We start from the raw sequence: 25,837 nt of genomic DNA, 5'->3' as shown, positions 1-25,837 counted from the left end.
TTCGAGTGATTTTAAAGGTGAACAAATATTGATTTTAAAAGTAAGGGATTTGCTTTAAAATAGTATCGAGAACCCTTATTTCAACAAATCCCCCTCAATTAAAAAATCCCATTGATTCAAATCTCTATTCAAAACCTTCCCGATTACTTCTTGAAATCGCATGGCGTCGACCCCAAACCCTTTTGGTTTTTTAGCCTCTAAGTCATCAAAAGTAATAACATGATTTTTAGGCAATTTTTTATTAACTGCCAATGATTTTTCGAAAATTTGTTTGATTTCCGAAAAATTACTGTTGTTATTTTTATCAATAGGATTGGACAAGGCGGTTGCTACATTTTTGACAGCTAAAACTAAATCTTTTGTTTCTCGGATGGTTAAAGAAGCTTTAGCGTCCGGACCAAAAAGCTGTCGGTCAAAAACAACATGAAATTCCAGAATACTGGCTCCCAAAGCCGTCGCTGCTATGCAGGTTTCCATTCGGGCAGAATGATCCGAAAACCCAACAGGCACTTTATATCTATCCTTTAATTCTTGAATGACATTCAAACCATAGTGTTCTGGCATTGTTGGATAGGCAGTCGTACATTGCAAAATAGAAAAATCAACCTTTCGTTCATTTAGGAAATCGACTGTTTGATCTAATTCAGCATACGAACTCATACCCGAAGATAAAATCACTGGTTTACCAGTTTGTGCAATTTTCTCTAAAATCAGGAAATTGGTAACCTCACCGGAGCCTATTTTATATTGTTTAACTCCTATTTCTTCCAACCAATCCACAGCTAAATTACTAAAAGTAGAACATATAAAGTCAAGTCCTAAAGTATCACAATGTAATTTTATCCCTTTCCACTGCGCTAAAGAAAAACTCATTCGTTTCCAATAGTTAAAACGAGTTTCATCCTCCAAAGAAAATTTCACACGAAAAGGCTCGTATTGACTACTTTCCGCTTCAGCGATGTGCATTTGAAACTTTACAGCATCAACTCCTGTTAGTGCTATTGCGTCGATGTAGGAATATAAAATTCCCAAACTACCTTCATGAGCCTGACCAATTTCAGCTATAATATAAGGCAATGATTTTTTTATTCCCATAATTTAAATGTAATGCTTTACACAAGAACACTTGCTTTTTTTGTAAGCAATAGTTTCGAGTCAATTAAAATTTTTCTAATACTAAGGCCAGTTGTAAGTAATAGGTGCGATTGGTTCTCTTTGGCTTTTCCCTTCCTCCCATAAAAATCTCTCCAATGCATATTGAGTAATTTCAATTGTAGCTTTAGCTATATTTTCTTCAGATATTTTTGTCATCACTTCTCGTCTTTTTTCGCAAAAATCAGAACGCCATATTCCACTTTCTAAATTAGTGACAACATTTATAAATTTGTCTGAAATATCATTTTCAATGTTTTGATAGGATGAAATTCCTCCATACTCTTTTACAACATTATCCATCACGGAATTTGGATACGTTATTGCTAAAATTGGTAATCCTTGTGATATAGCCTCGATTAACTTTCCTTTCAAAAGATCTTGATGGATAATTGAATCTATTACAAGCATACAATCAGCGTCGGCCGTTATTTTCAAAACAGTATCTCTATCTAATTTTGTATGAATTATTGCGTTTGGTATCTTTTTCTTAATCCAATTTAATGAAAAATTATCATACTGAGAAAGTATAAAAATAAATTCTACCCTATTGATTTCCTCTGACAATGAAAATTTTACTAACTCAATTCCAAAAGAATCAGTAAATGCGCTTTTATAAAATGTTCCGCTATAGACAAATTTTAGTTTCCCCTTAACAACTTTTTCACTATCATATATTTTATATTGATTACGCATAGCATGCGGAATAACAAAGCATCTATTCACCTCCAAATTGTATTTTTTAGCCATAAAAATAGCTAACCTCTTAGAGGGGAATGTCCAACACTGGGCTTTATCTACAGTTTCTAAAAATACTTTCTCATCATAAGAATAACCATTTTTTAAATTATTTTGAAATGGATCATTAATATTTATTATAAAAGGTATTCGTTTGCGATTCCAAGCGTTTATAACAGGCAAAATAGAAAAAGTCGGCAAAATTCTGGACCAAAAGACTGTATTCTCTAGATTACTATTACTTATTCTAAAAACATAATCCGTTTGTATTTTAACCCATAGTATTTGATACAATGAACTTTCTTTTGATAAAGCAAAAAGCTTTACACTAATTCTATTAAATATTCGATATAAAAACCCTAAGAAAGTATTTTTAGGCAATTTTGACCAATAATAAAGTGCTTTCAACACATTATTATCTAAAATAATTAAACGGTTATTATCTATTATCTTAATACTTTTGTCAGATGACAAAAGTCCTAAATTGTTATGTTTTTCACTTAAAACATCAAACCAATTTCTATTAACAATCCCTTCACTTGATCGAATATGTGGATAAACATCATGTGAACAAACAATAATAGATTGGTTATTTTTCGTTACATACATTAATTAAATTATATAAATTTAAATTTTATTTTGCTGATTTGCATAACTTTTCTTAATCATCAATTATCCACGCAAAACAATTTATGTTTTCTAAATAAATATTTTTTTTCCAGCATATGACTGAACAAAAACGCAAAAACCTTATTCAAGAAGATTTTGAATTACTACTATTTAGCTTTAAAATTGCTACTATCTTTAACATTAATGAAATTCATTAATACAAGAATTTTCATATTAATCATGATTTAATAAATAATCTGCAATTTGTCGAGATGCATCACCATTCCCATAAGGGTTATCCGAGTTTTCAAAACCAATGAAATTATCCAACATATCTTGAATGGTAGTTATAATTTTATTTTTATCAGTTCCCACCAACATCGAAAAACCTGCTATAAGTCCTTCCGGCCTTTCTGAAATGCTTCGTGTGACCAAAACCGGTTTTCCAAGTGAAGGTGCTTCTTCTTGAATGCCACCAGAATCAGAAACAATTAAAAATGATTGTTTCATTAACCAAACAAAAGCTGGATAAGAGACAGGAGCAATTAAATAAATATTTTTTTTATTTGACAACAATTCAAATACAACATCTTTTACATTCGGATTAAGATGAACGGGAAAAACTACCACTGCATCCTTTCTTGCAGAAATTGCCAAAAGAGCTTCGCAAAGATTTTGGAAGCCTTCCCCAAAGTTTTCCCTGCGATGTCCCGTCGCTAATATTATTTTTTTATCGAAGGGAATCGAATTTCTTAATTCATCAATTTCATTATTTTCATAATTCCCTTTTTCTATTTTATTTAGGGTCCACAACAAGGCATCTATACCTGTGTTACCTGTTTCAACAATACTATCGCTGGTAACTCTCTCTTTCAATAAATTTTGAGTGGCTTGTGGAGTCGGAGAAAAATGGATGTCTGCAATTCTACTGGTAATTTGTCGATTAATTTCCTCAGGAAATGGAGCGTGCTTGTCATAGGTTCTCAATCCCGCCTCTATGTGTCCAACTTTTATTCCTCTATGAAAAGCGGCCAAAGCCACTATAGAAGAAGTAGTGGTATCACCATGCACTAAAACTAAATCGGGCTCCACTTCAAAAAGTACACCATCAATTTTAGACAAAATCATCGCACTTAAGCCGTTCAGGGTTTGATTAGGCTGCATTAAATCTAGATCATAATCGGGTTTAATTTCAAAAAAATCCAGTACTTGATCCAGCATTTCGCGATGCTGTGCCGTAACACATACTTTCACAATAAAACATTTTTTTTTGAGTTCATGATAGAGAGGTGCCATTTTTATGGCTTCGGGGCGCGTTCCAAAAACAATTAGAATTTTCATTGCTTATACTTTACTAATGCTTTTTTAGTTTTATAATTGATAATGTTAAACAATATATAATATATAAAAGCTTACATTTAATTTTTTCAAATATCGACAATTGCATACTTTTATTTTATAGACACAAAAAGACAAAAATGACTTTTTTTTATTATTGGTTATAAAAACCACAAAAAATTAATTCTTAATAATTTTCAATCATTTCTTTAGGCAACTTTTTCCACCGTATAAACAACTTAACCAACCAATTTATAGAAATAAATTTGATGAAAAATCTGTTTTTTACAAAATAGCTGATACTACTTATCCTTTTACTTTTACTAAAATTAGAAATTGGATATTGATAAGCATTCTCTTGTAGTTGCTCTATTTTCATCCAATCTTCAAATGTATTACCCATATGATAAGCATAATTATCATAGGTAGTAACACGCCAATATCCTTTTTTAAGTGGTGCCCTATCTAAATACCCCTCACTATTACCTCCTAATTTATAACCGATATTTGTTGTAATTTCCTGAAACATATCTTTTTTATAGGTAGCTACAAAATGTCCAGCACCAATCAGAACTTTTAAATCAGCATTTATTTCCAATCCCAAACCATATTTTAAATAGTCCTGATTGTAACTTCTATCCCAGCCTATACCTTCATAAAAATGAATTAATGCTTCTTTATTTTTTATTGGTATAAATTTCAAATTTTTATTAAAAAAATTATCAAAAATAACAGTCCCGCAATTTACTTCATAAGTTTTAAATTGGGGAACAATACCAACGACTCCCGCTTTTGGTAATTGCTCGAATACTTTTGCTGTTTCATTTTGCCAATTAGGAAGAAACAATACATCCGCATCAGTAATTGTTACCAATTCAATATTATTTCCAGCTAAACCCTTTAGAATAGCATTAAGCTTCCCAATATTTTGGGTATGAATTACTTCATGTATACTATTTTGCGCTAATAACTTGTTCAAATAATCCCTCACAAAACTACCACTTCCATTATTTACGATTGTGATAAATGTTTTGTTATGAATAGTTGCAAATAATGAAGTTAAGCAAATTTGAAAAATGGCAAAACTATCCTTAAAATAATCTTCTTTCTTTGGAATATAAACAGGAATGATAATTTGATGTAAATATTCAGGTTCCTCTTGTGGTTGGTCTTTATGTGGATTGTAGCCTATTCGCATTTAGTATTTAAAAATATTTTTTAATCTTAAATTAACTCTCCTTTTTAATTTATTCAGTTTGTACAAAAAATTATCTCTCTTTTTTTGATTATAAAAAAACAATTTGTTTTGTTCAATTAATATTGGATAAGTTCTTTTCAATTCATTATAAACCGCCCATTTTTTTTTATCCAAATATTTAGAATTTAATTTATTGTATTTTGTATTGTACAATATTTCAATAATTTTCCAACTATTCAAGAGACTAGTAGCTTTTTGAAATGAATTAAGCGTACTTAAATTATTACCAGTTTTTTGTCTGTGACGAACAAAAGTATCCTTAGTAAAAATAATTTTATTAGAGTTATAAATAATCCTGAAAAAAAATTCTCCATCATCATTTAAAGTCAAATTTTCATTCCAATGTCCTGAAAAATTAATTAATTCTTTACTTATCAAAAAACTTTCCGGTGCATAATATCCTCCTATTTCTCCTATTAACTCAAAATATTCTTTGGCGTTGCTAAAATTACAATAATCTTTCCTTTGATTATCTAAAATAACAGCATCATTTATTTTGTTAAAATTACTAGTTATACAAACAGAAATTACTTTTTCATCCTCGTTTTTTAAAGCCTCTATTTGTTTTTCTAATTTATTCTCTGCCAAAATATCATCCGAATCTAAAAACTGAATGTATTCCCCTCTTGCCAGTTGAAGTCCTAAATTTTTTGAAACACTAGCCCCCTGCTTTAATTCTAAAGGTTTAGTAATTACTATAAATTGATTATGTCTATTTGAATATTCTTTGAGAATGGCATCTGTGCCATCAGTCGATCTATCATCAATAACAATACACTCCCAGTTGGTATAGGTTTGCTCAATTATACTATCTAATGTTTCCCTCATTAGATTTTCACGATTGTATGATGGAATGATTATAGAAATTAATGGATTCATAATTTACGTTTCTAATATAAATTTACCGTTCGCAATTTTCAATATTAAAATTTAGTCTATTATTAATTTATAAGGTTATTTATTTTTGAATAGATTTCTTCTATTTTTACTTGATTAACACTACATTTAAGTCTTTCTTTCGCTATTTCATTGTTTAGGATCATAGCCTGTTCTAATAATTTTAAATTAGTTAAAGCAAAAATAATTTTCTCTTTAATTTCATTTACATCACTAGAATCATTAATGAGCAATCCATTTTTTTTGTTCTCAATTATTTCCGCTGTGGCATTTCCTGGATTAGATTGTATTGGAAATGCTTGCATAATTATCGCTTCCAATAAGGTGTTTGGCATTCCATCCGATATACTATTCCCAATGTATAAAATAGATTTACCCATCAATTTAATCAATTCCATTTGAGACAAATCATTTCTTCCAAAAGTCCTATATGGTAATTTATTAAAATTAATAAAATCGATAACTTCTTGGTGGGCTCCAAAAACAACAACTTCATAATTTAGAAAAACATTATTCGCAAGTTGTAATGCTTTTACAACATTCAATCCTCTGCCGAATAAATGTTCATAGCCCTTTATCAAAACAATTTTTCTTTCTTCAAAAGGGAGTCTAAAATTTTCATAATAGCCCAAATCATAACCCCCACCGGTAGGAATTACTCCAAAAAAATTCCCACTGAATCCTAAAGATTTTGCAATTTCAAAATCCCTTTGACAGTCTGTATGCAAAAAATCAATTCTTGCCAGCATCCTTTTGATTGTTTTTAGATCTTTTGGAATTTGTCTATTATAATACAAATCATTACCCCAGCAAGAATACAACCATTTAATATGCTGGAATTTAATCATAGTTTTTAAAATTGGATAACTACAGGTGTGCATCTCAAAACTATGAATTAAATCAGGTTGAATATCATGAATTATTTTTTCTAAATATTCATTTGCTGCAACTTCCAAAAAAGGATTTAATAAATTATATAAAGACGAATAATTTTTTCTTAATAAATATTCCCCTTTTAAATATGGAATTTTTCTCTTTTTCCAATTAGTAAATTGATGTACTTTAGCAATAGTATCTAATTTGCCATTACTTGTCACATCAAACCAATATAATTCGTGGGGACTATCTTTAAGATTCTCTATCCAACGAATGGCATGGATGGAATGCATCGACACAAAGAGAATTTTCATAAACTAGATTTAGTAATAATGCCCGATAGACCAACTATCATCGTTGATTTATCAAAATTTAGTGGTGCTTTGTCTTTCAAATATAAATACTTGATAATTGGCTTTACTATAACTCTCATGATTTTCTTTTTATTACCCCACAAATATTTATTCACCCACAAGCCCATCATTTGCGCCATGGATGCATTATATCCTCCCATTGGTTTTATTTTGACATCGGTAAAACCAACTTTTTTAAAAATTTCTTCTAAAGCATAGGGAGTATATCTGTAATAATCAAATGGAACCTCATGTAATGACATCAAAAACGGCACAGTAAAAAAGAAAATGCCCCCTGGCTTCAAAACCCTTTTTACCTCAAGTAAGTATACATCAGGATTGAGAACGTGTTCCAGGACCTCTGTAGATAATACAACATCAAAAGTATCACTTTCAAAAGGCATTGTTATTCCATCCCAATAAAAATCTGGTTGAATATTGTCGTAACTTAGTGCTGTTTCAATATCTAAGCCCACATAACTAGTTATTTCTTTATTTTCAAGAATTATTTTTTTATATGGCATAACGCCACAACCAGAATCCAATACTTTACCTCTGAATGACGGAATTACAATAGAAATTGCTTTTAAAATTTCATTCCTAATAATAAAACTTTCAAGGTTATGTATCGATAAACTCAAGTTGGTAAATTGATTTTGTATCAAGATTTTATTTTTAAATTCATAATCTAGTGCTTAATATTTAAGAAAATTGCACAATAAACATCTATAAATTAACTCAACATAAATCTCCTAAACATCAAGAAATTTCAAATTAATTGTATAAATAGACTTGTTATCGGAAAACTCTAACCAAGCCGCATCGTCACTATGCCAAGCCAACGGAAAATCACGAACCCCTTATTTTTATAGCCAAAGTTTAATTGTAAATATTGTCACCCTAAAAACCCTAGCTTTTAGGCAACGTTAATCTGGCTTGCTAGATCTTTCAACCATGCATCCAATGTTATCATTTCTTTTTCGCAAACTATATTCTCATTCAACAATGATTTATAAGCATTATAAAGATTAGTTTCTATACTCTCGGATATTGAAATGGAATTTGAGACCAATTCAATTATTCTTTCACAATGTTGGTACATGGGAATTTCTGATATAAAATCTTTCATGTAATCATGTGGGTTTCTTTTTTGAATAACGGTTGCATCAATAAACCCAAGTTGATAACCATACAACCACATTATTGGTTGAGCAACTAATCCTCTTAAAATATCAGTAAATCTAAATGTCACATAGGTTGGAAGGTATAATAATGGGAATAACTCCTTTCTAATTATTGTGTTTTGTGTATTGAAAGGGCTAATAGTACCTTTACTTAAAACAACTGGTTCTCGTTTATCAAAATAGCATGGAGTATCAATTGTTAACCGATATATAGCATCTACATCAGGATCTTCATCTGCTAAACCTTGCCATATACCAATATTACAGTCCTTAAATGAAATTAATTCGCTGAAGTTATTCTTGGTGTTTATTAAGTCTAATGGCAAGCCTCTTGGCCAAATTTTCTGCTTAGTAAACAGTTGATAAATATTTACGAACCCATTATTTTCACTAATACAATCAAAAGCTTTGTTAAATTGAGGGAAGTCCCAATTTTCTTTAGGGATATTATCATCATCAGTGTCTATTATATAATCTGCTTGTCTCTGAATAGCCAATAGATAACCAATCATTTTGCGTGAATAATGATTATAGGGCAAAATTTTTATTATCTGAAAGTCAAGTTTTAACTGTTCATTAATTGATAGATAGGTGGTGTTTTCACAATGCCAATTCTCAGGTGATTTTTTATCTCCAATAACAATTAAATTATGTCCATTTAAATGTGAAAATAATTTAACAGCTTCAGTAGGTTCAAAAATGCTTGTAATAATAATAGATTTATTCATTATAAATTCTTTAAAATTTCAATTTGTGATGTTGTGTAATAATTATTTAAATATTCAGCGTTTTTCTTTGTCGGTGGATCTGAGATTAATGCAATATTTAATTGATTTTCAAAATCAGCATAAGAAGTTACTGAAAGACAAATTGTTTCTAATTTATAATAATCAGTTTCTATATTTTTAGGATATCTGGAAATAATATGACAACCAGCACTTAATAACTCAAAAAATCTTGGGGTAACTGGATTAAATCCATTTGTTCTTTTTTCTCCACCATCCATACCAGGTGTCGAATAAAATGCAACCTTTGCTGATTTGATCAAATTCATGTATTCTGAACGTGTGTGAAAATTTCCAACAATCCCCGTTTTGTTGCTTACATAATATAATTCTCCTTCATGTTTAATTTGATAAAGATATTCAACTTCAGGGTGTATTATCTCATATTGTATAAGATAATCCAATAAAACAACATTTATTCTTCCCCCCAACACAATATCATATCTTTTTTTGAAAATTTGATTAGGCATTAATTTATAGATTGAAGGCAAACTCATTGGGAAATGTATCAATTTATTTTTTATGTGATTTTCTTTGAGAAAGTTCAAGACTTCAAGACTGGTAATTAAAAGGAACGGGCAATCAGCATATATTCTCTTAAAAAGTTCAATATTGGATTTCTCCCAAAAATCAACAATTACTGGAATTACTTTTCTGCTACTAGAGAACCTTTTATGGTTCTGCAAGAACATTTCAAAATAAAGCGAGTATTGACATTTAGAAACTAAAATACTATTCAAAAAAAAATCTAATTTTCCTTTAAATAATTTATTGTCAATGCGTTTTAAATTTCTATATATAAAATGGTTTTTTATTAACGGACTATTTTTCAAAGGTAGATTTAAGGAATTTGACAGTTCATTTTCCCATTCATACACAATATGCCAACTTGGCCAATTTTGAAAGTGTCTATCAGTAAGAATTCTTTTAAGTTTCATAATATTTACTTTAATGTTTTATTGTTGTGGCACATTTATTTTTAACATTTGGTGTAACTCGTTTATAGAGAATACTGAGTAATTATAAAACACCTAATTTTGGTCTGATTTTAGTGATAAATTTTATTTTTTTGTCATTTTTTCAAATGTAAAAATTATAAGTCGCCAAAATGACTTATAATTTTTAGTTAATTTTTCGTAGAGATCAATGTTGTTCACTTACTTTTAATGGTCCTAAAAACTAAATCCAAAATCTAAAAAGCATTTTTCAACAATATCTAAGTGATAAGAATAAACCTGATAATCAATGTTGATATTTTTTTGGTAATCGAAAACATCGGTAGGACTTGATATAAAACAAAAAAAAAAATTAAACCATCTAATATTCAAACCGCATTATTCTAAAATATAGTGGAGGTAGGTTATTGTTTTAAAAATAAAATTATAGCATTTGCTGGGGTTAAGATCGTTTTATTGTCTGATTATTATGTTTGTCGATTTATCGTGTTATTATTTATAATATAGAATTAACATAATATAAACCTTCTTACACATTTAGCAAATTCGTGGAATTCAAAATTGATTGTATAAACATATAACAATTTAAACCACTCACTATTTTTCAATTTTCTATTTTTCTTTATTGCAATTTCATAATACAATGCCAATTCTATTTGTTGATTTTTCTTAAACAAATAGAGCTTATTTAAAATACTTTTCTTTATAAAATCAACAGATGCAAGGTCTTTTAAATTTTGATCCTCATTATTTCCAGAAATACTTCTCTCAGAAAACCTTACAAACACATTACTCTCATTAATGGTATAAATAGGCTTATTGCTCGAAAAATCTAACCAAGCAGCATCGTCACTATGCCAAGCCAAGGGAAAATCACGAAATCCATAATTCAAAAAAGATTCTTTCGAAAACACATACTCTGACAATGTACTCCTTGTCAACCCCTTAAATCTTCTATAATAGGAATCAGTTGCTTTTTCCCACAAAGGATGAGTAAAGGAATCGCTAATAATCCCATTTAACTTCATATTCACAGATTTTGAAGCAAACCTAATAACATTCGATTTTTTATAAAACTCATCATAATGTTTATACCAGGACGCTACAACATTTGTTTCTAAATAATCATCATCTCCTAATATCATTATCCATTTTTCACTTTCTATTCTAGCAATACACCGTTCCCATTGTTTTACTAAAGATGTGCTTCCAAAATTACTGTCAAATCGATGATAAACGAAATCAAATTGTCCTTTATACTTTTCGATTAAATCGACAATATCTTCTGGACTTGCATCATCACCAATATAAACTTTAAAACGCTTATCTGTTTGATTAGCTAATGACTGCAAAGTTTCTTCAAAAAAAAAGAGTTTGTAGTAAGGGATTACTATGGCTAGCATTTCTATTTTTTTATTTTGTACAATCCAAATATAGAAAAACCAAAAAAAGTAGCACAAAAGGCATCTATTACAAATTTCTCACTTTTTAAATTTTCAGAACATTTTTTATTAAAATCTATAACTGCATTAAGTTCATTAAAAGAACCTAATTGTTTGACAAAGAAATCTACATGCTTAATGCTCATATATTCATTCATAATTTTTGTCTTTTCGCCGTCTAATCGTTTTTGTCTGGACACCTCTTTAATTCTATAATAAAATTCCACAGTTTCCAAACAGAAAACTTTCCCTCCATCTTTTAAAATTGCTATCCAAAATTCCCAGTCCTCTATACCATAAGTCATATTTATATCATAACCTCCTGCCAACTCCCAATCCTTTTTTCTATATATTGCAGAACAAAAAATCATATTTAACCTTGCTAAATCCTGAATTGAAAAAGGTTGTAAGTTCCAAGGACCACTCTTTTCGCCAAAATATTCAGCTTTACAGTAAACAAGTTTTAAAGCACGATCACGTTCAAATACCTTTATCGCCAAATTAATATAATTACTCCCAATCCTATCATCCGCGTCTATAGGCAAAATAAACTCCCCAATTGCAAAACTTATCCCCAAATTCCTAGCACTGCTGACTCCTCCATTTTCTTTACAAAAATATTGGAATCTCGGATCTTTTTCTGCCCATTTTTGAGCAACTTCTTCTGTATTGTCTGGACTTCCATCGTTTACAATAATACATTCCCAATTTTGATAGGTTTGATCTATTACGGATTGTAAAGCTTCATCCAAGTATTGGGCTTGATTGTAACATGGAACAATTATAGAAACTATATCATTCATTTTAAAACTTATTTAAAATTCCAAGTTTTACCAATATTTTTAGTTTTCTTGATTTTCTGAGATTTGATAATGTATCTTTTAATTCAACTAATTCACTAATATCATTAATAAAAGCTTGGAAGCCCGATTTTAGAACTTGTTGACTTTCCTCAAAAATTAAAACTTTGTTTTTAGGATCTGAACTTAACCCATCCAAATAAAAAGTAGTTAAAATTTCATCAACTCTAATATATGAGCAATTGAATTTACATATACTTTCCAAAAAAAATTTCCAATCAGAAACAATTTTTAAACTCTCATCATACATTCCTAATTTACTAAATAAAGAGGCTCTAATAAAAGTAGCAGGATGAGGTAAAGTATCTTTCGTAAAATAAGAGAACGACAATTGATCCGGATATTTTTTTAGGAATGTATTGTTTTCGTCAATCACATTAAGATTAAAATAAATTAAATCATGAGTTGAGATTCGATTTTGGTTTTCTTGTAGTGAAGAATCACTGCAAAAATGATCTCCGCTGTTTAAAAACAATAAATACTCACCCGAGGCTTTAAGAATACCCTTGTTCATGGCATTATAAATACCCTTATCGGGCTCACTTACCCAATAATTTATATGCGCACTTTGACTCTCAATATAAGCTTCACTACCATCTATAGAACCGCCATCAATAACAATATATTCAAACTCTTTCCAAGTTTGATTCACTACACTCTCAACGGTTTTTTTTAAACCTGAAAGGTTGTTGTAGTTTATGGTTATGATTGAAATTTTCTTATTCATTATCAAGACAATCCTTAATTATTATAGATGATCTGTTTTAATTTCAGGGCAAAGTTTTTAATGTTCTCTGTATAATCTAAATCATATTTGAGTTTAGCAATAGGATTATTCATAACTTCAACCATTTTCTCTGCCAAAGCATTATAATCATGAGGCGCAAAATAATAGCCTTTATCTTCAAGTTGCTCTTGATGAACAGCTATATTAGAAACAATAACAGTCTGATTTAAGGCTTTAGCGTCCTCCACAACAGTACTCCAACCTTCAAATAAAGAGGGTTGTATTATGGCTTGTGCGTTTTTCATCAATAAGAGCTGATCAATACGATCTATAAAACCAAGAAAAACAATTTCACTTTCTAATTGATAATCAGCTACTTTTTGTTTCAAATTTTTAGTGTAATCAGGATTTCTGTAATCGTATTCTTTGCCTGTAAAAACAACTTTTACAGCAATTCCTTTTTTCTTCAAAATTTTAACAGCTGCAATTATCGCAATTTGATTTTTATGTTGCCAAAATTGGTTTGGAGAAAAAAAGTAATCTCCTTCAATACCATATTTCGCTTTAACCTCACACATATTTTCCTGATTCAAAATAGGATGTACAACTGCAAATTGCAATACTTTTTTATCATTTTTTGAATTTGGATAAAAAATGTTAAAATCATTAAGAGCTGCTTGACTGCTAAAAACAATGCGATGATTTAAAACTACCATCTTTTCATTACAGTCAAAACGTTGTTTCACTTCTTCTGGAGAAAAAAATTTCGGCAAGAATTTTTCCTGTAAATCAGGTATCCAAAAAATCAAATTCTTGATGTGCTTTAAATTTTCAGGGATATGATAAAGCGGGAAAACCCAATCTAATTGAATCTTCCTTTTAATAATTTTTTTTTTAATGACTCTCAATGAAAATTTATTTACAATCCTCTCAAGTACATTATAACTTGATGGATACTCTAAAAATTTTAAATGTGCATAACCTGTACTTTGTTTTAATTCTTGAAAAAAAGCTTTACTGCCCGAAAGAATATACAATTGAATTTGCTCTTTTTCAGGAAGAAAATTCAGAGAACGAATTAAATTTTGAATGTAATACGCTCCGCCTATCCAGTTTTCATTATAGTTGTAGATAATCCCTACTCGCTTTCCTTTAGCCATTCAGCATATTTTTTAAGTCCCAAATTTAAATTAAAAAGAGGTTCAAAACCGTAATTTTTAAGGATTCCCATGTCAGCAACCCAGTTATTTGGATCACCTATTTTGACTTCTCCATTAAAAACCACTTTTTTTTCGGGCGAAAATGCATTAATAAAAACTTGTGCAGCCTCAGTAATTTTAGTTTCAGTATTGCTGGCAACATTATAAATGGAACCTTGAAAAGTGGAATACTTAATTACTAAATCTATAATTTGCACTAAATCATCAATATAAATAAAATCCCGGATTTCATTTCCTGTCCCAAAAAGTGAAATCACATCACTTTTCAGTGATTTTTGATACAAGTCCCAAAATAGCTGTTTCTTTAATCGCGGTCCATAAGCCGAAAAAACTCGTAAACTACAGGTATTTAAGCCAAAAAATTTGTGATACTCTGTCAATAATAGCTCACTTTGAAGTTTATGAAAACCATAAGGAGACAAAGGTTTACAGATACTATTTTCTATAATGGGCAAAGTTTGTGGATTGCCATATACTGCAGCACTTGAAAAATTAATAAACTTGCAATTGCTGTTATTATTTCTAATAGCAACCAATATTTTTTGAACATTGGCTACATTCAATTCAAAATCTTTGGAAGGATTCTCAAACGAAAAACCCACATGTGCAGAACCCGAAGCATTAATACAAACATCAAATTGATGTTCTTTAAAGACTAGTGAAAAATCAGAATTTTGCCGTTCTATTTTATAAAAGTTTTTATCTGCAGACTCATTCACATCAGCTTGCCAAACTACATAGCCTTTAGACCGAAAAAAATCAACACAATGACTACCTATAAATCCCTTGGAACCAATGACAAGTATTTTCATTTTGAAAACTATTTAATTATATGCAAAGTTATTTCTCAGATTTTAAAATCAAACACTTAAATTTTCTACTAGTTCACTTAAAACCATACAACTGGCTAAAACATTTCAAATCATTCAACATTATGATTTTATTTATTGATAAAATCATATGCCATATACACAAACTTATAATTAAAATACTTTTTTACTAGATACTTTAAATTTATAAATCGATTTTTCTTTAGCTTTTTATAATTCTTATACAAACTAAAATAGAGTTCTGATTGCTTTTTTACATCAAATTCTTGACTAATTTTTGCTGAGCAAGAAATACTTCTTTTTTTTAATTCATTTCTGTCTTTAGACAAAAATTCAATTTGATCAGCCATCGCGATGACATCACCTTTTTCTACTACAAAACCAATATCATCAGTTATTACTTTTTTTATTCCTTCGCTAAAACTATAAACAACAGGGACACATCCCACACTCATTGATTCTAGTAACGAAACAGGTAATCCGTCAAGAGAAGATGGTAGAACATAAACATCTGTAGTTTTTAGAACTTCTATAAGATCTTCTGTATTTTTCGGCACTAAGAAGCTAAAATTATCTTTTGATTTAACTTCATTAATAAAATTTTCTTTTTCCTCTCCATCACCTAAAATAAACCATTCAACATCTATATTACGTTTTCTCAGTTCATCATCAATTTTGGGTAAATCATAAATACCTTTAAGTTTTACATGACGAGCCAAAAAAAGTAATCTTAGTTTATTCTCTGAATTATGCTTCCTTTCAAAATTCTGGACAGTAACACCATGCTGAATAAAATGTATATCCTTTTTTCGATTTGGCAATAATTTACAGATTTCTTCATATACAGCTATATTGTGAGTAATTATAACATCTATTATATGATTGTACTTTTTAGCCAAATAAATATAGGCATCATCCTGACAAATAAAAAAAACGGCCTTTTTTCTTCTCTTATAAGTATTTAAAGTTGCTAATTCTGTATCAAAATTAGTAATAACAACGCCTGCTCTTTCAGATATTAACTTTTCAAGTCTTGATGAAACATCGTCAATTGGCTCCTCTGAAAAATCAAAAACAATATTATTTATATCCAATACAACATCATCACTCCTCTTTGCAGTCCAATGTAATGGGTTAAGAAAGATACATTTTATATCAAAAAAATCATCTGGGCGATTGCTAATCATATTTCTATGAAAACTTGCGCCCCCGCCCATTAAATAGATACTAAATACGAGTAGTTCAGGTTTAGATTGCATTTTATATTTTTAAATTAAAAAACTTATTCTATTTAAAGATACGATACAGTATAAATTTCTTTTTAAGTTCTATTAATTTTACGTTTAATTATTATGGTAGAGCATTTTTTATAAATTTAGCAGGATTACCCGCTACAACTGTATAAGGTTCTACGTTTTTAGTTACAACACTCCCTGCACCGACAATTGCTCCTTCCCCAACAGTCACTCCTTTTAATATAATAACTTTAGCCCCTATCCATGAACCAGCGCAAATTTTTATTGGTTTTTTATTTACTAAATCCCATTCTTGAGTTTTTTTCGTCTTGGCATCATTAGTATCTTTTCTCCTAACAGCTCTACTAATATTATGATTATCAGTATCCTGTATTAAGCAATCTGACGAGATCAATACATCATCCTCAATAATTATCTCTAAAGTTGCAAAAATGGTTGAGCGTCCAATATATACATTATTCCCAATTATAATTTTTGCGGTTTCAGTTTCAGTTGAAATATTGCCATAAATTAAACAATCATTTCCAATGTTTATTTTAGATTTTTCAGGATACTTAACGGTAATTATTGCATTATTATCTGTATTTTTACCTATTGACAATCCAATTGTTGTTTGCTCCTTTTTTTGCTCATCAATAAAAAAGTATTGATATACAAGTTTTAATATTTTTTTTATTAAATCCTTCATTAGTAAGTGATATTATATTTTAAATTATAATACCCATAATTGACACCTTCAAATCTTGCCATATCAGAACCTATATCATTAATTTTAAATGGACAGATCATTTCTTGTAAATCGTAAACATGAACAGTACTTGTGTCAAAAATTGCAAGTCGTAAGAAATAGTTATTTGCCGCTAGGATATTACATTCAATATCTATTGTAAATTTATTGTTATTCTTTCCAACTAATAATTGATCAATAGTTTTTACAAAAGTTGACAAATAATCCCCTGTATTTGACTGAATGGTAAATGAAAAAGAAACATTATTAACAACCTTATTTTTGCAGATTTCAATTTCTACAGACATTATATCATTTGATAAAAAATCATTTATATGACTAATACTGTTTTTATTTAATGCACAACTATTGATAAAAATATCTTTTGTTTTATCTAATGAAACATACGAAAGCTCTTTACTATTTGACGATTCAGTATAAGTTGTTAAAACTTTTGAAATATTGCCATAATCAATAATCCCACCTTTATCCAACAGCATTCCTTTAGTGCATAATGTTGCCACAGCCCCTAACTGATGACTTACAAATAAAATAGTTCTCCCTTCACTTTTACTAATGTCGCCCATTTTTCCAATGGCTTTTTTTTGAAACTCGGCGTCACCTACTGCAAGGACCTCATCAATAACTAAGATTTCGGGCTCGAGGAAAGCAGCAACAGCAAAGGCCAAACGCACCGTCATTCCACTGCTATAGCGCTTTACAGGAGTGTCGATGTAGCGCTCACAGCCCGAGAAATCAACAATTTCGTCTAGTTTTGAGGCAATTTCTTTTTTGGTCATCCCCAAAATAGCGCCATTCAGGAAAATATTTTCGCGTCCAGTCATTTCTCCATTAAAACCAGTACCAACTTCTAGCAAAGAAGCGATCCGTCCTCTGGATTTGATACTGCCTGTAGTAGGTGCAGTAACCTTAGACAATATTTTCAGCAGGGTCGATTTTCCCGCTCCGTTTTTACCTATTATACCCAACACTTCACCCCGTTCTACCTCAAAATTAATATCCTGCAGAGCCCAAACATAATCGCTTTCGCCTTTGGTGCTGCGGTCATTGGTATCACCAATTTTTAAATACGGATTTTCTTTACCACGAACTTGATGCCACCAACGATTCAAGTCGTGCGTTAAAGTTCCCGTACCTACCTGTCCCAAGCGATATTGCTTCGAGATATTTTCGGCTTTTAATATAATGTCTTTTTTCAAAGTTGAAATAGTTTAATCGTGTAATTGTTTTTTCGGTTAATAGTGTAACCGACAATTTCCAATAATAATAAATATTAATCTAAAACTTAATTTTGATCACTAAAAACGCAACACTGATCACTTTTTTTAGAACTAAACACTGATCACTGATCACTAAAAACTGAACACTGCTCTCTAAACCGTATCTATAAAACTCTTCTCTGTCTTGTTAAAAATCAATACTCCAACAAAAAAGACCATTACGGTAACCAAAAAAGTATAACCCAATCCCCAAACGGAAATTTGTCCTACATCCAATAGCATATAACGCGCAGTTTCTATTATATAGGCTAAAGGATTGTATTGAACGATCCAGCCATAAGTTGGTAATTTTTCTTGTATTAATGCCATAGGATACATCACGGCAGACAAATACATCAGCAATTGCACGCCAAAACCAATCAAATTACTAAAATCTCGGTATTTTGTAACCAAGGAAGAGATGAACATTCCCAATCCCAATCCCAAAACGCCCATAAGTACAATTAAAAAAGGAAAGAATACAACGGAACCATTCAGCCCGACAACAGCTCCTTTTAGATAATAGAAAATATAAAAGGCTATAAATATTAGAAACTGAATTCCAAATTTAATCAAATTAGAAATCACGATGGAGATAGGCACAATCAGTCTTGGAAAATATACTTTACCAAAAATACCGGCATTAGCACCAAAGGTATTTGAAGTTCCGGTAAGACACGCCGTGAAATAATTCCAAACCGTGATTCCGGCTAAATTGAACAAAAACGGAGGCACCGTCCCGGTATCAATTCCCGCTAAATTATTAAAAATAATAGTAAAGGTAATGGACGTAAACAAAGGCTGGATCAAATACCAAAGCGGTCCTAAAACTGTTTGCTTATATACAGTAACAACATCTCTCTTTACAAAAAGCATAAGTAAATCTCTATATTGCCAGACCTCTTTAAGGTTCAGCGAAAAGAATTTATTTTTAGGTGTTATTTCAAACAACCAAGTGGTATTCGTATGCTCGTTGTGGTTCATTTTCTTATGCTAAAATCCTGGTATGTGTTTTCTTATCATGGTTGTAATATCGCGCGTTACTGTGAGACGATCCCTGAGAGACCTTTTATTGTATATTTTAAAACGGTAACATCATGAAGCAAATATAAATAATTTGCACTTGCTATTATCATAAAAAAGCTTCGTAACGTATTTAGTTTTCTGTGTCATTTAAATATTTAATTGCTTTGCAAAATCAAATCCATTACAAAAAAACGAACCTTTTGGGCACGCTTCGCGACTCTAACTTACAATGATAGGGCGAAGGCCATTTGTTAATAAGAGTTGTTTTCGGCGAATATACTACTCCTCTATTAATATTGGTAATAATTATCAATATATCGACAACTTTAAAACCTTGAAGGCTTACTCATATTTTTTATATAGTATTAATATCACATCTTTAACAAAACAGTAGCTCCAGATTTTCGGCTCCCTTTAGTGCTGCGGCAAAACGAAAATTTACACTCTTCTTACCGCCCTTATAGTTGCCATCCAAAAAAATCACGGTAAGAATTTCAGCGCTGACCGTTGGGAGTGACAACCGAGTCGAGCGTGAAACACGAGCGGCTGGGGTTGCGATAGGAAAATTTGTTCGATGATTTTTTTTGGTGTAAAAATATTGAGGCTTGATTTTTTGTTTCTTTTGAAATCATAGATTCACAAACTCAAATAAACTAGTAGCCGTGAGTAATCAAGACAAAAGTAAAATGATCTTCAGTAAACAAAGTAATAATAGCATCACTAAACGTGCATTTTCATACTTTTCTCATCGCCCTTAAATAAAAGCATAAAAAAATATAAATTTATTTGGAAATCTATTCAAAATCTACGTGACTAAAAAAGGAAACTTAGATTACACCCAATAAGTTATTATTATTAACCCGCTGGCTGTAATTATTCAAAATACCAGTTCGGCCCGAAGCATTAGGATTTTGCGAAGCAAAGTAGAACAAAAATTTACTGGGAACTGTTTTTAATAATAAATTTCTAATTCTAGATCCTATTTTATTCACGAGTCTTCGGGAGAAAAATACTCGAATTGACGAAAATTATCATCAAAAACTAATAATAGCTACTGAATTATATGAATCAAGGGTTGGAAGAGCAGTTATTAATTTTTAGCTAATATTCCCACCTGCGGGTTTTATTTAGTTCTTCTTGTTCTTTTATAATTTCAGCGGGTATTACTTTCAGGTACGAGCAATGTTGCTCAATAGCATACTCAACTTTTTCAACAATTTCTTCAATGGTGTCATTATCGTAATCGATATTGAGTGGTTCTTTGACAATGAAAGATTGCAGAATTCCTTTTTTCTTTATGCGCAATCCTTTTTTATCAAATGAACGACGAAAACCATCTATAACGATAGGTACAACAATAGGTCTGTGTTGTTTTATGATGTGAGCAGTTCCTTTTCGAACGGGTTTAAAGGACTTTGTTGTTCCTTGTGGGAATGTAATTACCCAACCGTCTTTTAAAGCTATTTTTATATTTTCAGTGTCATCCGGATTAAAATCTTTTTTCTCCTGTACATCTACTCCTTTAGCACGCCAAGTGCGTTCCACTGAAATTGCTCCTGCATAAGCCATAATTCTTGGCAATAATCCCGCCTGCATGGTTTCTTTAGCTGCCACATAATAGATATTCATTTTTGGTTGCCACAGATAACAAACATTCTTGATGGTATCATCGCGTCCGCTCAAACTTGCATTAAATACGTGAAACATTGCAACGACATCAGCAAAATAGGTTTGGTGATTGGAAATAAAAAGCACATTGGTATCCGGTAAATTCCTGATAATTTCTGAACCTTCGATTTGAAGTTCATTAAACCCTCTATATCTTCTATGTGTGATGGCACCGAAAATTCGAATTAACCATTTCTTTATAAATAGTATGTGACCAAAAGGATTTCTCTTAAACAATCCCATAAAATTATGTGTTTTTAATGTTGAATCAGCAAACTTACGAAATTAATATTTGATGTTATTTACAATTTTGACACCTTAATTTAGCATCAAATTGAAGTGGTAAAGACTTCTTTCAAGACTTCTTTCAGTTCGCTTAACATCATCGCTGTTGCGCCCCATACGATATGGTTTTCAATTTTGAAAGCCGGAATACTGATGTTGTCCGCGTAGGAAGTAGACAAATTAGTATCAATTACAATAGCATCACTCAGAAAAATAGATAACGGCAATTCTATTATCTCCGCAACTTCAGAGGGTTCCGGTACAAATACAAGCTCTTCTTTACTGATACCCAAAAAAGGGTGCACCATAAAATTACTTGGTGGAATATATAATTCTGTAAATGGTTTAAGAATTTCAATTTTATCCGGATGAATCCCCACTTCCTCATGGGTTTCACGAAGGGCAGTGTAGGCGAAATCATCATCATCGTGTTCATATTTTCCTCCTGGAAAAGCAATTTGTGCCGAATGAACGCCTTCATACGAATTACGGACAATCAATACCAAGTGCGTGATAGCATTTTTAGGATAAAAAAGCATCAATACAGCTGCTATTCTTGGATTGTTATCTCCAAAATCTATTTTTTTCAAACTTTCCAACCGTTCTAAAGGTGCCATTTTGATGTGCGCCTCAAAAGCTGGAAGCTTGGCATCAATTAATTTGGGAACAAATTGTAAAAATTCTTGAAAATCCATAATCAAAGTCTATTTTTGCACATTGAAATTAAATATAAATATAGTTTAGAAAATAGAGTTGAACAAATTTTCTAGTCCCTAAAGTCGCAACAATTATGTACAGCAAAGTAGAAACACAAAAATTGAAGCGCGAATTCTGGATTGCTTTTGCAGAAAAATATCCTCGAAAATGGTTGTTGTATGATACTAAAATTAAAGATTTCTCTTTTAAATTTTACGTAGATAATAAAAAAGCCCAAGTTTTAATAGACATAGAACATCGAAGCGATGAAAAAAGAATTGCTTATTTTGAAAAACTCGAAGCTTTAAAAAACATTCTCGAAGAGGAATTTGTCAAAGATTTGATTTTTGAAAAAGAGTACACCCTAGAAAGTGGTAAAACAATAAGCCGTATTTGGATTGAAAAATTAAATGTCGGCGTTAGCAACCAAAAATACTGGGACGAAATTTTTGCTTTTTACAATGAAAAAATGACTGCTTTGGAAGTATTTTATTCAGAGTATGATGATTTCATCAAGGATATTGAAATACTATAAATGAACAAAACCCAAAAAAGATAAAACGTCCTTATTTACATATTGAAAATATTATAAACAATAATTCGGTTGTCATAATTGATATAAAGCTGTTTCCTGTTTTCTTGTTTTTTTCTGGTGATTATAGAAACCGTACAATCAACACCTTCATTGTCTTTGCACGTAAATGAATACACGATGTCAGTATCATTTTCCTCAGTGGTTTGATACTCGATGATTTCAAAAAGCTGAATAATTTGAGAATAAACTACTATTCTACTTTTGTTAGTATCTAATGTTACCAACACATTCACCAGATTTAAATCAGACCATTTGCCCCATTTTCCTTTTTCATTTTTTTCTAAAACACTAAATCCCGATGTTTTAAACTTATAGCTTTGGCCATGAGAACTGTGCAATCCTAATATCAAAAACAGCAGTATGCTATATGTTTTTATCTTAACCATAGTTTAAAAATTGATATTTAGCACTTCTTTTTTCGCCAATTCAAAATCGGTCATCATTTCCTCAACAATTTCTCCCGCTGGCTTTATGACGTGGATTATTCCTGCTACTTGTCCTATTTCTAGTTCTCCTTCAATTAAATCACCTTCAAACATACCTCGTTTTGCTCTTGCTCTTCCTAGTAACGCAACTATTTCCTCTTTTGTTGGACTGGTTTGATATAAATCCTGCACATCTTGATAAAATTTATTTTTAATCAACCGAACAGGTGCAAGTTCTTTCAAAGTCAATTGCGTATCCCCTTCCTTCACATTGATTACGGTTTCCTTGAAATTATCATGAGCCGATGATTCTAATGAAGCAACAAATCTGCTTCCAACCTGAACACCATCTGCACCAAGAACCATTACGGCCAACATTCCCCGTCCAGTGGCAATCCCTCCCGCAGCAATCAATGGAATTTTTATTTTCTCTTTCACTATGGGAATCAGCGTAAGCGTGGTGGTTTCCTCTCGTCCATTATGTCCTCCGGCTTCAAAACCTTCAGCAACTACAGCATCAACGCCTGCATCTTGTGCTTTCAACGCAAAAACAGAACTACTGACCACATGTACAACAGTGACGCCATTTTCTTTTAGATATGAGGTCCACGTTTTAGGGTTTCCTGCTGAAGTGAAAACGATTTTCACACCTTCTTCAACAATAATCTTCATGATTTCTTCAATATTGGGATACAACATGGGAACATTCACTCCAAAAGGTTTTGAAGTCGCTTGTTTACATTTTTGAATGTGCTCACGCAAAACTTCAGGATACATGGAGCCAGCTCCTATTAATCCTAAACCTCCTGCATTACTGACAGCACTTGCTAATTTATACCCGCTGTTCCAAATCATTCCGCCTTGAATGATTGGATATTTTATTTTAAAAAGTGCTGTGATTGTATTCATGTAAACATAATAGTATTATTGTTTCAAAATTTTTCCCGTTTTAATTAAACCAACGGATTCCATTTTATAAAAGTACATTCCTTTTTCCAGTGTTTTCAATGAAATGATCGAAGATTGAGGAGTAACTTTTTGTTCTAACATTTTCTGTCCCAGCATAGTGTACAAAACAACAGTTCCCAGTTCAAATTTTGAAGGTAAAGAAACCGTAACAAAATCACTTGCAGGATTGGGATAAATGATAAAATCATCTTTCGAAAAAGAATTTACATCTAAGGGATTGTTTACCGCCAAATTAAAATCAGGAATTCCATATCCGTATTGATTATTTGGCAATGAAAATCTATCAGATGATTGCAGAATTATATCTCTAATTTCCCGATTGGGTTTTTCAGGAAATGCCTGCCACAAACAAGCCACCATTCCTGCCATAATTGGGCCAGAAAAAGAAGTCCCGTTTGCCGTTACAATATTCCCTGCGGCATCAGAAACTACTGCTGCTTGCCCTTGCGCCATTACTTCTGGTTTTATTCTTCCGTCAAAAGATGGACCTATTGAACTAAAAGAAGTTTTTGTTTCAGATGAATTTACGGCACCTACGGCAATTACTGAAACGGCATCAGCTGGAACGGCAATATGAGGATTTGAGGAACTTCCTGAATTACCTGCAGAATTAACCAAAATCATTCCTCTGCTGAATGCAATTTCAGCTCCGCGGGACATAAATGCAGTGGTGCCATTCATTTCACTATACGTATGATTGTAAGCCTGATTATCAAAATCGAAATAACCCAAAGACGTATTTATAATATCGACACCTAAACTATCCGCTTTTTCTGCAGCTTCAACCCAAAGGGACTCTTCTACAGGATTTTCAGAAGTATCGTCTTCCGTGATGAACAAATAATAAGAGGCGTCGGGAGCCGTTCCCACTAACGAATTTTCTTTATAACCTCCCATTGAAGAAAGCACAGATGTTCCGTGTGACACTCCAGTATAAAATTCCGGGTTTCTCGACACGTAATTGTAACCGCCCAAAATTTGTTTATTATCTCTTAATCTTTGAAACGGCTGTGTCGTATTAACACCCGGAAAACCGGCATCCATTACGGCAATTATTTTTCCGGAACCTGTGTAATTACGCTGGTGCAAAACATGCCCATTAAGCATTTGGATTTGATTTGAAGACGATCCATAAGCATAATCAATTTTAGTTTTCTTAGTCTTATCTGCTTTTTTTACTGTAGCAGATTTTGCTATTTTACCCGTTTGATTCATCGATTTGTCAGCAAAATCAACTTTATTGACAAAAGATAATAGCGATAAAGAATTTACTGCCGCTTGCTGTCCTCGAACATGAATCGCGTTCATCCATTTGGATTTTGCCAATACCATAATTCCCGGAGTTGCTTTTATTTGATTAATATAAGTTTGCTCTACCGGGATATCTTTAAAATCTAAGGCAATATTTTGATTGGTCCTTCTGTCCAATGCCCTTTGAGAAAGCATTTTCAATGGTGAATCGGAATAGAATTGAGAATTGGGTTTCGCATTGAAATACACCCACGCATCTTGCTGTGAAAAACCGGCGGTACTGATGATTAAAAAAAGGAATAAATAGAATTTTCTCATAGGTAACTTTATTGGTAAAGCTTTAAAGATTCTAATTACCAATGGGATTGAATCACGCTTACAGCTGTTTTAAAATTCTTAATTTGTATTTAAAGCAAACGCTTTTCTTATAATTT

Annotated in this window: 24 protein-coding genes; 1 reads left to right on the top strand and 23 read right to left on the bottom strand. The window is 31.3% G+C overall.

The features are described 5' to 3' along the window. Positions 1-75: 75 nt before the first annotated feature. The 20 genes from ACP7AV_RS12175 to ACP7AV_RS12080 form a co-directional block, all read right to left on the bottom strand. Positions 76-1,095, bottom strand: a complete 1,020-nt coding sequence (locus ACP7AV_RS12175; RefSeq protein ID WP_426092180.1) for an N-acetylneuraminate synthase family protein — start codon at positions 1,093-1,095, stop codon at positions 76-78. 81 nt (positions 1,096-1,176) lie between these two features. Continuing rightward, on the bottom strand, positions 1,177-2,499 hold the full coding sequence (locus ACP7AV_RS12170) for a hypothetical protein (protein WP_426092179.1): 1,323 nt from the start codon (positions 2,497-2,499) through the stop codon (positions 1,177-1,179). Positions 2,500-2,733: 234 nt separating this feature from the next. Further along, a complete protein-coding gene (gene wecB / locus ACP7AV_RS12165; protein ID WP_426092178.1) occupies positions 2,734-3,840 on the bottom strand; it encodes a non-hydrolyzing UDP-N-acetylglucosamine 2-epimerase in 1,107 nt (368 codons plus the stop codon). Between the two features lie 184 nt (positions 3,841-4,024). Further along, entirely contained in the window at positions 4,025-5,035 is a 1,011-nt protein-coding gene (locus ACP7AV_RS12160; protein WP_426092177.1) for a glycosyltransferase family A protein, read from the bottom strand. Beyond that, positions 5,036-5,974, bottom strand: a complete 939-nt coding sequence (locus tag ACP7AV_RS12155; RefSeq protein WP_426092176.1) for a glycosyltransferase family 2 protein — start codon at positions 5,972-5,974, stop codon at positions 5,036-5,038. Between the two features lie 62 nt (positions 5,975-6,036). After that, the gene (locus tag ACP7AV_RS12150) at positions 6,037-7,182 is read right to left on the bottom strand and encodes a glycosyltransferase (protein WP_426092175.1); all 1,146 of its coding nucleotides are present in this window, start codon (positions 7,180-7,182) and stop codon (positions 6,037-6,039) included. Continuing rightward, complete coding sequence (locus ACP7AV_RS12145) at positions 7,179-7,886, bottom strand: class I SAM-dependent methyltransferase (protein ID WP_426092174.1); 708 nt, start codon at positions 7,884-7,886, stop codon at positions 7,179-7,181. The genes ACP7AV_RS12150 and ACP7AV_RS12145 overlap by 4 nt, the downstream gene beginning before the upstream one ends. Positions 7,887-8,137: 251 nt before the next feature. After that, on the bottom strand, positions 8,138-9,133 hold the full coding sequence (locus ACP7AV_RS12140; protein WP_426092173.1) for an STELLO glycosyltransferase family protein: 996 nt from the start codon (positions 9,131-9,133) through the stop codon (positions 8,138-8,140). After that, positions 9,133-10,128, bottom strand: a complete 996-nt coding sequence (locus tag ACP7AV_RS12135; protein ID WP_426092172.1) for a hypothetical protein — start codon at positions 10,126-10,128, stop codon at positions 9,133-9,135. Before ACP7AV_RS12135 ends, ACP7AV_RS12140 begins: the two co-directional genes overlap by 1 nt. 527 nt (positions 10,129-10,655) lie before the next feature. Beyond that, on the bottom strand, positions 10,656-11,549 hold the full coding sequence (locus tag ACP7AV_RS12130; RefSeq protein ID WP_426092171.1) for a glycosyltransferase family 2 protein: 894 nt from the start codon (positions 11,547-11,549) through the stop codon (positions 10,656-10,658). A 2-nt stretch (positions 11,550-11,551) separates the two neighbouring features. Further along, complete coding sequence (locus ACP7AV_RS12125) at positions 11,552-12,391, bottom strand: glycosyltransferase family 2 protein (RefSeq protein ID WP_426092170.1); 840 nt, start codon at positions 12,389-12,391, stop codon at positions 11,552-11,554. 1 nt (position 12,392) lies between these two features. Continuing rightward, positions 12,393-13,175 carry a glycosyltransferase family 2 protein gene (locus ACP7AV_RS12120; RefSeq protein ID WP_426092169.1) on the bottom strand — a complete coding sequence of 261 codons (783 nt, stop codon included), beginning with the start codon at positions 13,173-13,175 and terminating at the stop codon, positions 12,393-12,395. Positions 13,176-13,189: 14 nt separating this feature from the next. Next, positions 13,190-14,335 carry a glycosyltransferase family 4 protein gene (locus ACP7AV_RS12115; protein ID WP_426092168.1) on the bottom strand — a complete coding sequence of 382 codons (1,146 nt, stop codon included), beginning with the start codon at positions 14,333-14,335 and terminating at the stop codon, positions 13,190-13,192. After that, positions 14,314-15,207, bottom strand: a complete 894-nt coding sequence (locus ACP7AV_RS12110) for an NAD-dependent epimerase/dehydratase family protein (RefSeq protein ID WP_426092167.1) — start codon at positions 15,205-15,207, stop codon at positions 14,314-14,316. Before ACP7AV_RS12110 ends, ACP7AV_RS12115 begins: the two co-directional genes overlap by 22 nt. Positions 15,208-15,335: 128 nt before the next feature. After that, positions 15,336-16,484 carry a glycosyltransferase family 4 protein gene (locus tag ACP7AV_RS12105; protein ID WP_426092166.1) on the bottom strand — a complete coding sequence of 383 codons (1,149 nt, stop codon included), beginning with the start codon at positions 16,482-16,484 and terminating at the stop codon, positions 15,336-15,338. A 91-nt stretch (positions 16,485-16,575) separates the two neighbouring features. Further along, positions 16,576-17,169, bottom strand: a complete 594-nt coding sequence (locus ACP7AV_RS12100) for an acyltransferase (RefSeq protein ID WP_426092165.1) — start codon at positions 17,167-17,169, stop codon at positions 16,576-16,578. Beyond that, on the bottom strand, positions 17,169-18,428 hold the full coding sequence (locus ACP7AV_RS12095) for a polysaccharide ABC transporter ATP-binding protein (protein ID WP_426092164.1): 1,260 nt from the start codon (positions 18,426-18,428) through the stop codon (positions 17,169-17,171). The genes ACP7AV_RS12100 and ACP7AV_RS12095 overlap by 1 nt, the downstream gene beginning before the upstream one ends. Positions 18,429-18,602: 174 nt before the next feature. After that, positions 18,603-19,472, bottom strand: a complete 870-nt coding sequence (locus tag ACP7AV_RS12090; protein ID WP_426092163.1) for an ABC transporter permease — start codon at positions 19,470-19,472, stop codon at positions 18,603-18,605. Between the two features lie 1,143 nt (positions 19,473-20,615). Beyond that, the gene (locus ACP7AV_RS12085; protein WP_091205722.1) at positions 20,616-21,425 is read right to left on the bottom strand and encodes a lysophospholipid acyltransferase family protein; all 810 of its coding nucleotides are present in this window, start codon (positions 21,423-21,425) and stop codon (positions 20,616-20,618) included. Positions 21,426-21,511: 86 nt separating this feature from the next. Beyond that, on the bottom strand, positions 21,512-22,162 hold the full coding sequence (locus tag ACP7AV_RS12080; protein ID WP_426092162.1) for an NUDIX hydrolase: 651 nt from the start codon (positions 22,160-22,162) through the stop codon (positions 21,512-21,514). A gap of 95 nt (positions 22,163-22,257) precedes the next feature. On the opposite strand from ACP7AV_RS12080, the gene ACP7AV_RS12075 reads away from it, so the two are divergent. Continuing rightward, positions 22,258-22,698, top strand: coding sequence for a DUF4268 domain-containing protein (locus ACP7AV_RS12075; RefSeq protein WP_426092161.1), 441 nt, complete (start codon positions 22,258-22,260; stop codon positions 22,696-22,698). Positions 22,699-22,733: 35 nt separating this feature from the next. Here ACP7AV_RS12075 and ACP7AV_RS12070 read toward each other — a convergent pair whose 3' ends face one another. Genes ACP7AV_RS12070 through ACP7AV_RS12060 form a run of 3 tightly spaced genes read right to left on the bottom strand, consistent with a single transcriptional unit; the run spans position 22,734 to position 25,721 of the window. Then, positions 22,734-23,144 (bottom strand): hypothetical protein, encoded by a 411-nt coding sequence (locus ACP7AV_RS12070; RefSeq protein ID WP_426092160.1) that lies wholly within the window; start codon positions 23,142-23,144, stop codon positions 22,734-22,736. Between the two features lie 3 nt (positions 23,145-23,147). Further along, positions 23,148-24,092, bottom strand: a complete 945-nt coding sequence (locus tag ACP7AV_RS12065) for an NAD(P)H-dependent flavin oxidoreductase (RefSeq protein ID WP_426092159.1) — start codon at positions 24,090-24,092, stop codon at positions 23,148-23,150. Positions 24,093-24,107: 15 nt separating this feature from the next. Continuing rightward, the gene (locus tag ACP7AV_RS12060) at positions 24,108-25,721 is read right to left on the bottom strand and encodes a S8 family serine peptidase (protein ID WP_426092158.1); all 1,614 of its coding nucleotides are present in this window, start codon (positions 25,719-25,721) and stop codon (positions 24,108-24,110) included. Positions 25,722-25,837: the final 116 nt, after the last annotated feature.

Origin of the sequence: Flavobacterium sp. DSR3-2, assembly GCF_049896525.1 — a bacterium.
GTDB lineage: Bacteria > Bacteroidota > Bacteroidia > Flavobacteriales > Flavobacteriaceae > Flavobacterium.
Note: the sequence above shows the minus strand (reverse complement) of the source record. Positions and strands in the feature narration are given on the sequence as shown.

Excerpts from the sequence above, each read along its gene's own strand:
- ACP7AV_RS12150 (WP_426092175.1), bottom strand. The coding sequence starts at position 7,182 with ATGAAAATTCTCTTTGTGTCGATGCATTCCATCCATGCCATTCGTTGG.
- ACP7AV_RS12110 (WP_426092167.1), bottom strand. The coding sequence starts at position 15,207 with ATGAAAATACTTGTCATTGGTTCCAAGGGATTTATAGGTAGTCATTGT.
- ACP7AV_RS12085 (WP_091205722.1), bottom strand. The coding sequence starts at position 21,425 with ATGGGATTGTTTAAGAGAAATCCTTTTGGTCACATACTATTTATAAAG.
- ACP7AV_RS12140 (WP_426092173.1), bottom strand. The coding sequence starts at position 9,133 with ATGAATAAATCTATTATTATTACAAGCATTTTTGAACCTACTGAAGCT.
- ACP7AV_RS12115 (WP_426092168.1), bottom strand. The coding sequence starts at position 14,335 with ATGGCTAAAGGAAAGCGAGTAGGGATTATCTACAACTATAATGAAAAC.
- ACP7AV_RS12100 (WP_426092165.1), bottom strand. The coding sequence starts at position 17,169 with ATGAAGGATTTAATAAAAAAAATATTAAAACTTGTATATCAATACTTT.
- ACP7AV_RS12160 (WP_426092177.1), bottom strand. The coding sequence starts at position 5,035 with ATGCGAATAGGCTACAATCCACATAAAGACCAACCACAAGAGGAACCT.
- ACP7AV_RS12125 (WP_426092170.1), bottom strand. The coding sequence starts at position 12,391 with ATGAATGATATAGTTTCTATAATTGTTCCATGTTACAATCAAGCCCAA.
- ACP7AV_RS12175 (WP_426092180.1), bottom strand. The coding sequence starts at position 1,095 with ATGGGAATAAAAAAATCATTGCCTTATATTATAGCTGAAATTGGTCAG.
- ACP7AV_RS12090 (WP_426092163.1), bottom strand. The coding sequence starts at position 19,472 with ATGAACCACAACGAGCATACGAATACCACTTGGTTGTTTGAAATAACA.
- ACP7AV_RS12080 (WP_426092162.1), bottom strand. The coding sequence starts at position 22,162 with ATGGATTTTCAAGAATTTTTACAATTTGTTCCCAAATTAATTGATGCC.
- wecB (WP_426092178.1), bottom strand. The coding sequence starts at position 3,840 with ATGAAAATTCTAATTGTTTTTGGAACGCGCCCCGAAGCCATAAAAATG.
- ACP7AV_RS12070 (WP_426092160.1), bottom strand. The coding sequence starts at position 23,144 with ATGGTTAAGATAAAAACATATAGCATACTGCTGTTTTTGATATTAGGA.
- ACP7AV_RS12130 (WP_426092171.1), bottom strand. The coding sequence starts at position 11,549 with ATGCTAGCCATAGTAATCCCTTACTACAAACTCTTTTTTTTTGAAGAA.
- ACP7AV_RS12105 (WP_426092166.1), bottom strand. The coding sequence starts at position 16,484 with ATGCAATCTAAACCTGAACTACTCGTATTTAGTATCTATTTAATGGGC.
- ACP7AV_RS12120 (WP_426092169.1), bottom strand. The coding sequence starts at position 13,175 with ATGAATAAGAAAATTTCAATCATAACCATAAACTACAACAACCTTTCA.
- ACP7AV_RS12155 (WP_426092176.1), bottom strand. The coding sequence starts at position 5,974 with ATGAATCCATTAATTTCTATAATCATTCCATCATACAATCGTGAAAAT.
- ACP7AV_RS12135 (WP_426092172.1), bottom strand. The coding sequence starts at position 10,128 with ATGAAACTTAAAAGAATTCTTACTGATAGACACTTTCAAAATTGGCCA.
- ACP7AV_RS12060 (WP_426092158.1), bottom strand. The coding sequence starts at position 25,721 with ATGAGAAAATTCTATTTATTCCTTTTTTTAATCATCAGTACCGCCGGT.
- ACP7AV_RS12170 (WP_426092179.1), bottom strand. The coding sequence starts at position 2,499 with ATGTATGTAACGAAAAATAACCAATCTATTATTGTTTGTTCACATGAT.
- ACP7AV_RS12065 (WP_426092159.1), bottom strand. The coding sequence starts at position 24,092 with ATGAATACAATCACAGCACTTTTTAAAATAAAATATCCAATCATTCAA.
- ACP7AV_RS12075 (WP_426092161.1), top strand. The coding sequence starts at position 22,258 with ATGTACAGCAAAGTAGAAACACAAAAATTGAAGCGCGAATTCTGGATT.